This window comes from Bacillus sp. 9.4, assembly GCF_055486415.1.
The window spans coordinates 65,811-78,693 of the sequence record NZ_JBVFMU010000001.1; the positions used below are offsets into that span (position 1 = coordinate 65,811).

The 12,883-nt window shown below is 39.9% G+C and carries 16 protein-coding genes and 2 pseudogenes; 6 read left to right on the forward strand and 12 right to left on the reverse strand.

The genetic code is table 11. The features are described from left to right. The first annotated feature begins 388 nt into the window (after nt 1-388). The 3 genes from ACZ07B_RS00355 (at nt 389) to ACZ07B_RS00365 (ending at nt 1,904) form a co-directional block, all read left to right on the forward strand. A complete protein-coding gene (locus ACZ07B_RS00355) occupies nt 389-508 on the forward strand; it encodes a phage holin (RefSeq protein WP_251217749.1) in 120 nt (39 codons plus the stop codon). A gap of 132 nt (nt 509-640) precedes the next feature. Beyond that, nucleotides 641-1,771 (forward strand): response regulator aspartate phosphatase, encoded by a 1,131-nt coding sequence (locus tag ACZ07B_RS00360; RefSeq protein ID WP_464876745.1) that lies wholly within the window; start codon nt 641-643, stop codon nt 1,769-1,771. Further along, entirely contained in the window at nt 1,761-1,904 is a 144-nt protein-coding gene (locus tag ACZ07B_RS00365) for a hypothetical protein (protein WP_251217738.1), read from the forward strand. The genes ACZ07B_RS00360 and ACZ07B_RS00365 overlap by 11 nt, the downstream gene beginning before the upstream one ends. 570 nt (nt 1,905-2,474) lie before the next feature. Here the strand turns inward: ACZ07B_RS00365 and ACZ07B_RS00370 are convergent. The 3 genes and pseudogenes from ACZ07B_RS00370 to ACZ07B_RS00380 form a co-directional block, all read right to left on the reverse strand. Beyond that, nucleotides 2,475-2,829, reverse strand: a pseudogene (locus ACZ07B_RS00370) (DinB/UmuC family translesion DNA polymerase); the annotation flags it as partial. 12 nt (nt 2,830-2,841) lie between these two features. Then, a pseudogene (locus ACZ07B_RS00375) lies at nt 2,842-2,997 on the reverse strand (T7SS effector LXG polymorphic toxin); the annotation flags it as partial. A 95-nt stretch (nt 2,998-3,092) separates the two neighbouring features. Then, the gene (locus ACZ07B_RS00380; protein WP_464876746.1) at nt 3,093-3,650 is read right to left on the reverse strand and encodes an SMI1/KNR4 family protein; all 558 of its coding nucleotides are present in this window, start codon (nt 3,648-3,650) and stop codon (nt 3,093-3,095) included. Nucleotides 3,651-3,777: 127 nt separating this feature from the next. Here ACZ07B_RS00380 and ACZ07B_RS00385 point away from each other — a divergent pair, with 127 nt between their 5' ends. Then, nucleotides 3,778-5,214 carry a flavin monoamine oxidase family protein gene (locus ACZ07B_RS00385; protein WP_464876747.1) on the forward strand — a complete coding sequence of 479 codons (1,437 nt, stop codon included), beginning with the start codon at nt 3,778-3,780 and terminating at the stop codon, nt 5,212-5,214. 248 nt (nt 5,215-5,462) lie between these two features. Here the strand turns inward: ACZ07B_RS00385 and csaA are convergent, their stop codons facing one another. The 7 genes from csaA to ACZ07B_RS00420 all read right to left on the reverse strand — a co-directional run bounded on the left by csaA (nt 5,463) and on the right by ACZ07B_RS00420 (nt 10,255). Continuing rightward, complete coding sequence (csaA, locus tag ACZ07B_RS00390) at nt 5,463-5,795, reverse strand: chaperone CsaA (protein ID WP_024571452.1); 333 nt, start codon at nt 5,793-5,795, stop codon at nt 5,463-5,465. Between the two features lie 64 nt (nt 5,796-5,859). Further along, entirely contained in the window at nt 5,860-6,585 is a 726-nt protein-coding gene (locus ACZ07B_RS00395) for an AraC family transcriptional regulator (RefSeq protein WP_144482679.1), read from the reverse strand. Between the two features lie 62 nt (nt 6,586-6,647). Further along, on the reverse strand, nt 6,648-7,343 hold the full coding sequence (locus ACZ07B_RS00400) for a GNAT family N-acetyltransferase (protein ID WP_464877026.1): 696 nt from the start codon (nt 7,341-7,343) through the stop codon (nt 6,648-6,650). A gap of 78 nt (nt 7,344-7,421) precedes the next feature. Further along, nucleotides 7,422-7,997 carry a TetR/AcrR family transcriptional regulator gene (locus ACZ07B_RS00405; RefSeq protein WP_101502351.1) on the reverse strand — a complete coding sequence of 192 codons (576 nt, stop codon included), beginning with the start codon at nt 7,995-7,997 and terminating at the stop codon, nt 7,422-7,424. A gap of 5 nt (nt 7,998-8,002) precedes the next feature. Continuing rightward, nucleotides 8,003-8,704 (reverse strand): MBL fold metallo-hydrolase, encoded by a 702-nt coding sequence (locus tag ACZ07B_RS00410; RefSeq protein ID WP_185183849.1) that lies wholly within the window; start codon nt 8,702-8,704, stop codon nt 8,003-8,005. 76 nt (nt 8,705-8,780) lie between these two features. Then, nucleotides 8,781-9,263, reverse strand: a complete 483-nt coding sequence (locus ACZ07B_RS00415) for a GyrI-like domain-containing protein (RefSeq protein ID WP_086343936.1) — start codon at nt 9,261-9,263, stop codon at nt 8,781-8,783. A 53-nt stretch (nt 9,264-9,316) separates the two neighbouring features. Further along, entirely contained in the window at nt 9,317-10,255 is a 939-nt protein-coding gene (locus tag ACZ07B_RS00420) for a helix-turn-helix transcriptional regulator (RefSeq protein WP_130572466.1), read from the reverse strand. 206 nt (nt 10,256-10,461) lie between these two features. On the opposite strand from ACZ07B_RS00420, the gene csk22 reads away from it, so the two are divergent. Further along, nucleotides 10,462-11,007 (forward strand): mother cell-specific sporulation protein Csk22, encoded by a 546-nt coding sequence (csk22, locus tag ACZ07B_RS00425; RefSeq protein WP_015251914.1) that lies wholly within the window; start codon nt 10,462-10,464, stop codon nt 11,005-11,007. Between the two features lie 26 nt (nt 11,008-11,033). Here the strand turns inward: csk22 and czrA are convergent, their stop codons facing one another. Next, nucleotides 11,034-11,357, reverse strand: coding sequence for a Zn(II)-responsive metalloregulatory transcriptional repressor CzrA (czrA, locus tag ACZ07B_RS00430; RefSeq protein WP_003231284.1), 324 nt, complete (start codon nt 11,355-11,357; stop codon nt 11,034-11,036). A 193-nt stretch (nt 11,358-11,550) separates the two neighbouring features. Here czrA and ACZ07B_RS00435 point away from each other — a divergent pair, with 193 nt between their 5' ends. After that, a complete protein-coding gene (locus ACZ07B_RS00435; protein WP_003231283.1) occupies nt 11,551-12,228 on the forward strand; it encodes a lysozyme family protein in 678 nt (225 codons plus the stop codon). Nucleotides 12,229-12,317: 89 nt separating this feature from the next. Here ACZ07B_RS00435 and ACZ07B_RS00440 read toward each other — a convergent pair whose 3' ends face one another. Further along, a complete protein-coding gene (locus ACZ07B_RS00440) occupies nt 12,318-12,854 on the reverse strand; it encodes a DUF420 domain-containing protein (RefSeq protein WP_003231280.1) in 537 nt (178 codons plus the stop codon). Nucleotides 12,855-12,883: the final 29 nt, after the last annotated feature.

The window sequence follows — 12,883 nt, forward strand, 5'->3', positions numbered from 1 at the left end:
TACCAATATATAGGGGGTCTATTAACATCCAAATACTCAAAAACAAGAACGAATGTACCCATAGCACTTCCATTTCCACCCCTTTCCCAAATTTTCATTTTCCTAATTCCACCTCAAAATCACCCTTTCCTTTACATCGTAATCGTTATCGTAAAAGCCTTTAGTATCAACGTTTTTCCTTCTTAAAATTTTCCCTTTTTCATCAATATCTCCTTAAAACAACCACTTTCCCCTACTCCCGCTTATGTTTTCCGATCGTTTACCCCCTATTCACTAATTAAAGTATCAAAAATCCTTATGTTTACTGTCTTTTTTAGCTCATTATAAATTTTTACGATAAGCATGTTATTCGTGTACGATATACGACTTGACTGTATTTGGCGACAATTTGACAGAGAAATTTAATGCACTTCTAACTTTTTTGACAGCAATGGGGATCATTGTTGACCCTACAACTCAAGGTATTTCTGATAGTGAACAAGCAATGGATTATGATTCACCGAGATAAAATCCCTACCCTTCTCTTAATTGAGGAGGGTATTTTTTCGTTTTTTAAGAAAACATTAATCTTCCTTATTCATTTAAATATGATAAAATATTACATATTTAGTCTATTGGATACATAGAGGGAGGGATTTTAATGGAGCAATTAATTCCGTCATCCACAGTTGGAGTTAAAATCAATGAGTGGTATAAATACATACGGATGTTCGCCGTTCCAGATGCAGAGATATTAAAAGCAGAGGTTGAAGAAGAAATAAAATATATGAAGGAAGATCAAGACTTATTGCTGTATTATTCTCTAATGTGTTTTCGTCATCAGCTAATGCTGGATTACCTTGAACCTAAGTCATTGAATGAAGAACGCCCTAAAATTTCAGACTTATTAGAAAAGATCGAAAGCAGCCAAACAAAGCTTAAAGGTGTCCTGGAATACTACTGCAATTTCTTTAGAGGAATGTATGAATTTGATAAGAAGGATTATATAAATGCAATAAGATCATATAAAATTGCTGAGAAACAGCTCGCTTTAGTAACAGACGAAATTGAACGAGCTGAATTTTATTTCAAAATGGCTGAAGTGTATTATCACATGAAACAAACCCATGTATCAATGCACTATGCAGAAGCAGCCCTTAACATTTATAAAGGCCAAAAAACTTATACTGTTCGCCGAATTCAATGTGCATTTGTTGTAGCAGGGAACTTTGATGATTTGGAAAGTCACGAAAAAGCTATTCCACACCTTCAAAGATCCTTGAAAGATTCGAAAGCTATAAACAAGCACAAACTAATTGGGGCATCATTATATAATTTGGGAAATTGTTATTATAAGATGAAAGAGTATGACAAAGCTGCTGAATATATTGAACAAGCAGTCTTATTGTACGAAAACGATAAAAGTGATCTTCTCCCTCATACGTTATTTACATTGACACAAATTTACTTCAAAATGAAGGATATTGAAAAAGCCTTTATACTTTATAAAAAAGGAATCGAGAAAGCGCAAGCCATAAACGATGATGTTTTAGTTGCTGAGTTTAATTACTTAAAGGCTTTATATATCGACTCTATAGATAAACGCACAGTTTTTCAAACTTTTTCTGTACTTAAAGATAATGTAATGTATCCAGATTTAGAGGAATTAGCACTCGACACGGCTAATTATTGTAAGGAGATAGGGCAATATGAAAACTCAACCACCTTTTTTGACGTTATGGTGGATGCCCGAATCCAAATACAAAGAGGAGAGTGTTTATATGAAATTTAAACTTGCATTAGCCACCTTGTCAGTTGTCGTTGGATTAGCAGTGTTTAGTGGCTTTTCATCCTCGAATGACAAAGAGTTCCATGAAGCTAAAAGGAATATTACTTCTATTCAACCGACCAAGTTTAATGTTTAACTCACTAGAAACATTATCGAGCAATGGGTGCTACGAATTTGTCAACTCTTGATTAATCAATAGCTAATTAAATTTAAAAAGACCGCACTACGGAAAAACAGTCAGTGTGGTCTTTTGTCTTCCACATAAAATTTTAATGGAAAGTTTGTTACCACAAATGCAAGGCAAGAAACGAAAGTGCCCATGCAAATATGCCGAACATTACGAAGAACCTAAGAAAAGTTTCATATTTTGTAAGTCTTCGTTCTCTTTTTATTTTACTCAATCTCCAATAAAGAGCGTAGCCAGAGAACAATAAAATTATTTGTCCCAGTTGTGACACCGATTCTAAAAATTCTATCCCATTCATTGATTTTCACCTCGTTTATTTATGAGAAAAGTAGGTTTTATTATCTCAGATGAAAAAACCATTTCCAACTGTTTAAGTAAAAATAAGTAAGCCATATTGTGTCTAATGGTATAAGAAAAGATGTCCTCTGTGTCTAGTAAAACCATAGTGTATGGTGGCAGAATACTTATGTTTCTCTATTAAAATTAGCAAATTAACATTGTAGTTTTATCATCTTAACTTTATGATTTATGTCCACCAGTCAGCTCTGCTCTTTGAAGCGCAGTACCAGCAGATGTATAAGAAACTGCTCTAAGAATCGCTTTCGATCCGTATTTACCTCTAATCCCATCCATTACAAACCCAAGTTTCCTTCTCTTTTCATTATCCACTTCAAATAAACTCAACTGTTGATTAACATCATCCTCAATATTTGATAACGTAACTGAGATACTTCTCACTGTTTTACCCAGTAAAACTTATCAAGCAACATCTATATATGTCCATCGCGATATTTGTGGGAAGATCTATTGTTTTGGCTCGGTGAAATCCACCACCAAGATCATCTTTACTGTATCCAATACCCAGGCTGATTGTTCAACCAGCTTTGTTGTCTGCACCCTTACCGGAAAACTCGGTGTCATCTAGGTCAGCTACAGACTTAAACGCTTTTTTAAGCTTCACCATTAGCGACCTTAGTTACTTGTACTCTTTAGTTCTTTTGTCTGCTTCTGAGAGCAATGAATCAGCTTCAAATACCTTCATATTCTCCTTCCTAGACTACTCTATGTAAATTTTACCACAGTAATCTATTTGAATAACAGAAAAAGACAGCCAAAATGACTGTCTTATACATCACACTATCTTGTTCTATAATAATTTTCTGCGGTATAGTAGCGCCAATCCCAAAAAGGTTCCCCATTGGCCAATATATACCGGTCTAAAAATATTTCAAAGTTTACATTTAATGGATTATATTCTAAACCACTTTCAAATATATAGAGATAGTTGGGATCACCTTGGTTCACTTTATCTTTATCGATCATTAAATGGCATTCTTCCAATAAGTAGCCAATTGGAATACCATTGATATCTTCAAACAAATCCTCATATTTTAACTCCTCTTCAATCTCTTCAAGGCTAAATAGCTGAAGTCCTCCACCTATATTCTCCCCATCAGAAAGAATCTCAAAAATTTTCGCACCGTTATGCAGTGTCATGAACTTCTGATAATCCTCTGGAAGGGTAATCTGATGTTTAGCTTCAAAGCTTTGAATGTCGTTAAGGGTTGCTTTGTCCTGTGAAAATGTAACAAGGAACTCCATGATATCCCCTTCAGAACAAAACAATTGAATGGCTCCTTTTTCATCTACAAGACTTTTCAAGCCATTTACCGTCTTATGAACAAAGTTAGTCACATACATCACCCCTTTATTTCCTTTTAACAATAACCCTTCAAATTCCAAAAGATGTGAACAGATCGTGATAGGTGCTCTTTTCAGTGAATATAATGCAATAAATTCTAAAAAGAGGTGCCTCTAAAAATTGAATTCTCTAATGAATGATGACATGGTAAAGATCATTAGAAATGGCCTTAGCGCATCGCAGCATCCAAAGCACATTCTTGTTATAGGAGCTGGATTGTCCGGGCTTGTATCAGCATCTTTGCTGAAAAATGCCGGTCACAGAGTAACGATTCTCGAAGCGAGCGGCAGAGCGGGCGGCCGTGTCTGCACTTTGAGAGCTCCCTTTAGTGATGATTTGTATTTTAACGCTGGCCCGATGCGCATACCGAATAACCATTCGTTAACCTTAGAATATATAAAAAAATTCAAATTGCCAACAAATGTATTTATCAATAGAACCCCTATGGACATCATTTATGCAAATGGAATCAAAACACGTCTCCAAGTTTTTGAACGAGCTCCTGGAATATTGAGATACCCAGTTGCACCACATGAACAAGGGAAAACGTCTGAAGAGCTGATGCTTTCTTTACTGCAGCCTATTCTAAATTTTATCAATCAAAATCCAGCGAGAAATTGGCGGATTGTCGAAGAACAATACAAAAATTATTCGTTAAGCTCTTTTTTAAACACGTATTTTTCATATGGCGCGATCGATATGATCGGTGTACTTTTGGATATGGAAGCGTATATGGGGATGTCCCTTGTTGAAGTATTGCGGGAATTTATCTTTTTTTCATCGCCCGCTCACTTCTATGAGATAACCGGCGGCATGGATCTGCTGCCTCACGCGTTTCTTCCTCAATTAAAAACAAACATTCTATACCATCAAAAAATGATGAAAATGTCTCAGGGTGAAAATAGTGTTACGATCCATTGTCAGCATCAACAAACGGCAGAATTCACATCATTCACAGCTGATCTCGCTATTGTAACCATTCCTTTTTCAACATTGCGATTTATAAAAGTCGAACCATACCATTCATTCTCGTACTATAAACGGAGGGCAATCCGTGAGCTAAACTATATCAGTGCAACAAAAATCGGCATAGAGTTTAAAAGCCGATTTTGGGAAAAAGCCGGGCAGCGCGGCGGCAAATCTATTACTGATCTACCGATTCGTTTTTCGTATTATCCAAGCAGAAATATTGGAGCAAATGGACATGCCGTCATTCTGGCCAGCTATACTTGGGCTGATGAGGCACTGATATGGGACAGTCTTTCAGAAGGAGAGCGAATCCAGTATACTTTACTGAATTTATCTGAAATCTATGGCGATATTGTATGGTCTGAATTTGTGTCTGGCACTTCTTTTAGCTGGAGCCAGTACCCGTATTCTGCGGGAGGTTTTACAGCTTTCGAACCAGGACAAGAATTAGAGCTGTATCCCTATATCCCTGTCCCTGAGGGCAGAATTCATTTCGCCGGAGAACACGCCTCACTCACTCATGCGTGGATGCAAGGCGCGATTGAATCTGGAATACGTGTTGCTTATGAGGTCAATCGCTTACCTTAGATCATGCTCACCTTCTGTACTAAAAGATTATTACATTTCATATAATAAGATCTTGATTAGACGGACAAATTCAATCACAAAAACAAAGTAATCCTTGCATTCCTTCGCCCTCCATGCTATATTCATATAGCGATGAGCTGAATTGTGTAAGCCGATGTACATGCCCTTTGCGGCACACACGAATGTGGCGTGTGGTGCATTGCCTCAATACGCAAAGACGTTTGCCTTAGGCAAACGTCTTTTTTGTGTTATCCGATTTTTGTGCCGTTTGAAACAGGCTGATCCGGCTGCAGCAGAACAACATCGCCCTGGCCGGGAATGCCGCCGAGGACCAAGACTTCCGATTTAAATCCGGCGATCCGGCGGGGCGGAAAGTTCACGACTGCTATGACTTGCTTGTTGATGATATCTTCCGGCTTGTAACGCTTCGTGATTTGTGCGCTGGATTGTTTTATGCCGATTTCAGTCCCAAAATCTATCACAAGCTTGATTGCCGGTACTCTTGCTTCAGGAAATTCTTCAGCTTTTACAATTGTTCCCGTTCTGATATCCAATTTCTCAAAGTCTTCAATAACTGCCATATCAATAACTCCTTTTTCTCCTATTGTAAAGGAGATATACAATATTCTTTTAACGAAAGAGCCATCATTTTTTATCCGAATATAAGGTGTTTCGATACAGGCGGGGCGACATTCCTGTGCTTTTCGTGAACCATCTTGTAAAAGAAGAAAGGTTTTGAAAGCCCAGCGCCTCGCTCACGACGGTAAGGGTTTCATTTCTCTCCATCAGCATTCGTTTTGCTTCCTCAAGGCGAAGGTCGGCAATATAGTTCTGAGGGGACTTCCCTGTCTGTTTTTTGAACCAGCTTGAATAGTAAGCTGGGTGATAATGCTCGATTTCTGCCAGCTTCTTAATCGTCAGCCGCTCAAATAAATGGCTGTGAATGTATGCAATTGAGGCATAGCTATGGGATTGAAGCTTTTCTTTTATGTATTGTACTAGCATATGAAGCGAGTTGGCTGTTCCGGCCTTTGCTTCCTCTGTCAGCAAGTACCTGATCGAAGACCAGAAAGGATCGAGTGCAGCTTCAATTCCCGATCCTGCACGAAACTCATCAATTTTCATTGCATGAAGCGGAACATCCAGTACAAGACATTCATTTCTTCCGATAGAACGGAAGCGATGCTCGCACTGCGGCGGAATATATAAAAAATGATCCGGATTTAATTTCACCTGGCGCCCCTCAGTCTCAAGATCTATACTCCCTTCAAGCGGAAAAAGAAATTGGCTGTACGCGTGCTTATGTGAATGATATAGGCGTGTGTATGTCCGTTTTTCGCAAATCATCTCTTGAAGCGAATCCATCAGCAACCCCCTTCCTTTGGTCATCTTTTAATCCGGTAATGGTGTTCCGATATAGGCGAAAATCCGATTTATTCATATAAAGAAACTGCCGCCAGATTTTCTTTCATCACTTGTAAAAACATGCGTTCCGCTCCGTTGTTTTTTGCCCATTCAGTCAACACCCTGATCACTTGGGTTCCTGCCCCTTTTCCTCTGTGCTCCTCAGCTACAACGATATTACTAAGTCCGCCATAACCATCAATGACAGAAACCGTGCCAAGCGCTGTCAGGCTTTCTTTGTCATACATCTTGAAAAAAGTTTTACACGGCGGCATGCGTTCGAAAATGTGTTTGTAACCTTTGTGACGCTCGGGCGAAAACCCTTCTAATTGAATAAATTCATCTATCCAAACAGATGATGGCTCTTGTTCCCACTTGTATGTAAATCGGCTGTTGTCATTTGTTCGGCTCATAATCGACCGGCACAACGCTGTCATCTGGAAGCACTCGTCTACCTTTTCATAACAGCTGTCTGCCAATGCGCCATCAAGCCCTTTCGGTGATGCGTTGCTAATATGAAAACAAACAGGTAAGCCTAAACTTTGATAAAAAAGTTCGGCTTCTAGCTGAAAATTCCCTTCAGGCATATCCGCAGACGTCCATACGCTATTTGCCCTTTTGGTTACGCAAAAATTCGCTCTGAGAAGCCATTGCCCTATGCTTTTTTGAAAATAAGCCGGCCATGAAGCTGCCGCTAATCGTTCAATCTTGTGAATGTCATCCAATTGCATAATGCCTCTCCCCTATGTATACTCCCTTGATATTATACAATATTCAGAAATATAAGACATCCATTTGTTTGTTTACATAATATTTTTATTGTTTATTAATAATCCTGACAAAAATGTCCTAACTGAAAATGATAGGCTTTCTAAAATGTCCTCCTCACGTTCAAATGCTTCTTTTGCGATTAAAGCAGTAAAGCCATGCAGCAGGCTTCTAAGCCCCCTTGTCGCATGAATGGCAGTCTTTTCACTTGCATAGCCGTTTTCAATGAGCAGCTTCGTCACAAGACAGACAATTTGGTCAGAGACGATTTCCGTCCGTTTGTCCTGAACCTTAAGCAGAGCCGCTTCATAATATCCGGGATTTTCAATTGCAAAATCAACATATGCATGAGCTAAAGAAAGCATAGCGGAATCTCCCTTTCGTTCGGTTACGGAGTCCGCCATTTGATCAAAAAGCTTTGTCAGTCCTCTGACAGCAAGTTCTGCTCTGATCGCTTGCAGCCCGTTGATATGGTTATACAATGACGGGGGGCGCACATTCATTTTTTTAGAAAGTGCTGCAAGTGAGACACCATTTACCCCTTCCTGATCGGCAATCTCCGCTGCAGCGTCTACAATCATTTTTTGGGTCAAACCTATTCTCGGTGACATGCTCATCATCCTTTCTTTGCTTTTTGGATCGACTGTCTCATCCGCTCTGAAGGTGATCGCAGGAATTTTCCATGTCCGACAGCGAGACAGGAAGGCGCCTTATCGGCGAGCAATTGTGCACTTTTGATGGCCTCCTCCTTATTCCATGTAGCGAAAGCGGGAAAAGGAAACGTCCATTTTATCTGGCCTGAAACAGCGATTCCTCCGCGCAACTGAAACGCATCTCCTGCTATTAAAGTGCCGTTTCTTGTATCAAGAAATGACATGCTGCCCGGTGTATGGCCCGGTGTTGGAATGGCAAGCAGGGAACCAATTGTTTCACCGCCCGTCAGCAGTTGGTGAGGCTTTGTTTGTATGTGTTTCGGAATACCTCCTTTTATAGGCGTCTGCGGCTCATCTTGCCGCAAGGATGTGTCACCTTGAAGCAAGAATGAATCCCGTTCCGAGATCATGACCTTTGCATGCGGAAATGTTTGTGCCAATGTATCCAGTGATCCGACATGGTCCCCATGTGCATGAGTCAGTAAAATATGCTGAAGCGGTTTTCCAAGCTGATTCACAGCTTGAATAATCCCTTTATAGCTGCCTGGCAGTGCGGCATCAATAAGGGTGACTTCGTTTTCTTCCTCTACTAAATAGCAATTAACCGGAAACAATGCTGGAAAAAAAGTCAGCTGCCAAACCGTTTGGTACTGAGTAATTCTCATCTTTTTATTCCTCCTAACAAAAACTAATGGTGTTAGTTTTATTATTAACTAACACCATTAGTTTATCAAGAGTTTATTATTTTTTTATCGCTACATAAATGTTAACTTGTGCTCGCTGTGGCACTGCGGCACTTTGATCATACATCTCAAAGTCACCTGTAAACGTGCGCAGATGCCGCTTATCCCAAGTCCAAATTTCCTTCCACGTTTCAAGCACAATCTCTTCAATAGGGCCGATTCTGGAAGTGAAAACGGCGTAAGCGGAAGCCGGCAAATTAATGTTTTCATATGGTTCCGGAAGAGTACTGCTGTGTTCCTGAAACGTTCCGACTGAAAACGTATAAAACCCATTCGTCTCTTGTTCATAATTCGAATATAAGGCAATAATGCTCTTGTCTTTTTCAGCCTGTGATAAAAGAGCGCTCATATCCTGCTTCCAGAATTGATCCCACAGTGCCGGAATCCTCCTTTCTTCCGTCATTTCCAGTGCGTTGCTTGTCCGTTGTGACAGTCCGGCAAATCGTTTCCGGTCTAAGTGTGTTATATGTGAAAAGCCCATACGTTCTCCTCCTTTTGTTAAGATTATAGACAAAGAAACCTGACAGCAGTGTGTCAGGTTTCATATATTTTTTGCATGTGATGAATGGTTTCTTTTACTTTATCCCGTATATGAAGAGGCTGCAGAACCTCAATATCCTTTCCGAACTGGAGCAAAAAACCGATCAGCCATTGATCTTCTGGAAGTGAAATCACTGCCCGGCAGATTTCATCTTCCTCACAGTGAAGGACATCATATCCGAACCATTCACCTATACGCTGACGTGCTGCCGGCTGAACAAGAATAACCAGTTCAGTTAAACGGCCCTTCTGGTACCAATTCTTATCCCATGGCAAAGTATCCAGCTGAATGTCTTTTCTGATAAAGGTTTGATGTAAGATAGCCAGATCTTTCATCCGGTTTAGTTTAAAAAAACGAAAATCATTTCTTACCAGGCAGTAGGCATATAAATACCAGTGCCCCGCCTTGCAAACCAATGTATAAGGTTCAGTTTCCCGAAGTAGTGTTTCCCCGCTTGCGCTTGTATATGTAAAAGATATCGTTGACAATCGATCGATGGCGGCGCTTATTTTCTCGCGCAGCGTCTTTTGATCCTCAGTATGGCCCCATGCCGTCATGTCAATAAACCATTTTTCTGTTTGGTGCTTAAATGCTTGAGCAGATTGCTTAGGTATAAGGTGTTTGATTTTTTGATAGGCTGTGCTGTGAGAAACGGGTTCATACATAGATGAAACGCTCTGCAAAGCGGAAGCAATTGCAAACAATTCCTCCTCCTTCAGCCACTCTCTTTCAAGCCGATACGTTTCCATGATGCCAATTCCGCCCCCGGAACCCTGTGAGGTCACAATCGGAATACCAGCCCTATTGATCGTCTCAATATCACGGTAAATTGTTCTGACAGATACTTCAAACAGCTCAGCAAGCTCTGCAGCCTGCACTTGTTTTTTGCTGATCAATAACACAACCATCGCTAACAAACGTTCCAGTTTCATTCTGCGCACCTTTTCTTCTTGTATTTTCCAACAAAACAATCATAACATTTTGATAAAGCTTGGGCATATCTATTATGCGGCGGAATACACCTCGCATATGCTATGAAAACAGGGGTTTCCCCTTCTTTTTTGTGTTCAGTATTTTATTTCAGCTACTATTTCCAACCGGATAAGCATACACTTCTCAACGGAGGGGATTTCACATCATGCATCTTACATTTCAGAGCGTTTATCCTGCCATGATCATCATCTTTTTTCTGTATAAAAAAATTAAAAGGTCCATCGGATACCAGCCGCTGAAGCCCCGCTGGCTGTTCACCCGCGTCATTCTTTTCTCGCTGTTTGCTTTTGGCCTTTCAATCTTCAGCGCCATTCACCCTTTTTTATATGGATATCTCATTTTGGGCATTCTTGGCGGATGGCTCCTTGTCTTTTTCGCTAAGAAAAACATCTCCTTTGAAAAACGCAGAGGAAAGATCTATTTTCGGACTCATATTTGGGTAGAAATGATTCTCTTAACCTTATTCCTGTCAAGATTTCTATATCGAGTGACAGAGCTTTATCTTACCTCGCCTGATCTAAACCGCCTTGGATCATACAGTCAGTCAATCGGAACGGACCCTCTGACAATTGGCGTCTGTTTTCTGATAGCCGTTTATTATATCGGTTTTTCTTCTTTTGTCATCAAGCTCAGCAGAAACGAACTCGAACAGCACGGACACAATAAAGAAAAAGACATCCTTGCCCGCTAGCAACGAGTTAAGCAAGGATGTCTTTTTCAATCATGCTGTGTATGATGGATCATTTGCTGAAGAACATCTAAAACATGTTCATCCTCCGGAGAGTAATAAATCGATGTTCCTTCTCTGCGCGATTTGACAAGTCGAAGATTTTTTAAAAATCTAAGTTGGTGGGACACGGTGGATTGCAGTAAATTCAGCTTTTCTGCAATTCCGTTTACTGCATGCTCACCCTGGGACAATAAATGGAGAATTCTGATTCGGGTAGGATCAGAAAGCGCTTTGAATGTTTGCGCGACTAGAAACAGCGTCTCCTCGTCCAGATCAGCAGCCGATTGTTCCGTTTCTCTAAATTCAGTCATATGTATCACCTTTCTTTATTCATAGTTTTATCTTATAACAAATGCGCTTGAGTGCAAACCAGCCTGCTTGTATTCCATTTCAATCTCATAGTTTAAATTTATGTTTCAAATCAGGTTTTTACTTGGTCTGATATACCGTCTTATGTCATAATAAAAAAGGTCATACTGCTCCAAACATTGAGGGTGAAACACAGTGAAGAAAAAGAGAAAAGGCTGTTTCGCTGCTGCGGGTTTTATGATGATTTTTGTCTTTGTCATCGCCTCTTTTTTATTGGTCCTGCTTTTTTTCAACCGGGATTTAATCAAAAAACTTCCGATCGATACGAAAACGATTGTTTTGGAACGTTTAACCGATTACAAACCCTTGGTGGAAGAAGAGCTTGAAAGCCAAGGACTCTCTAATTATACATCACTCATATTAGGCATGATGTATCAGGAGTCAAAAGGAAAAGGCAATGATCCCATGCAGTCCTCTGAATCTCTGGGGTTAAAACGCAATGAGATAACAGACCCTCAACTCAGTGTTAAACAAGGCATCAAGCAATTTACCCTCATGTACAAGACCGGTAAGGAAAAAGGCGTGGATTTGGATACCATTATCCAAAGCTACAACATGGGGGCAGGTTACATTGATTTTGTAGCTGAACATGGAGGAACGCATACTGAGGAATTGGCAAAACAATACTCCGAGCAGCAAGTCAAAAAAAATCCTGATCTGTATACTTGCGGGGGAAATGCGAAAAATTTCCGCTATCCGTATTGCTACGGTGATTATACGTATGCAGAAAAAGTAAAAGAAAAAACAAAAACTGTTGAAGAATCTTTGCAGGTTGCAACACTTGAAACCATGGAATCCAAGGCTCATGAATAAGAGTCTATCAATTTACTGACAAAAGCCCAAAAATGATTTTGGGCTTTTGCCATGTTTACATGTAAAAAAAGCCATACTGAGTATGGCTTTTAATAATACGGTGAAATCATCAAATATACAATAACGCCTGTAAGGCTTACATACAGCCATAGAGGCATTGTCCATCTCGCAATTTTTTTGTGGCGCTCTACCTGCATGCTGAAGCCTCTGATCAGCGTAAACAGCGCAAGCGGCACAATGATTGCAGAAAGGCAGATATGTGTAATTAAAATAAAGAAATAAATCGGGCGCATAATACCTTCTCCGCCATAGAGCGTGTTTTCCGCAATCGAGTGGTACGTCACATAGCAAATCAAAAATAGTAATGTTGTTGTGAATGCGGCCAAAATAAAGCGTTTGTGAGCTTTGATATTTTTCTGTTTAATCATAATCAGCGCGGCCAATAAGAAGATAAACGTAAAGCTGTTGAATATCGCATTCAGCATTGGCAAAATGTGAATATTCGCATGGCTGAACTGATCTAATTTAGGCATAAAAAACAGCACTGCGATTAAACCGTTAATCAGAACTGTCAGCGTAAGGACAATTCCCGTGTAATTTTTCGGTTTATTTTCTGTTTGGTTCATTTGGTGACCTCTCCTAATTTGTACTGGCT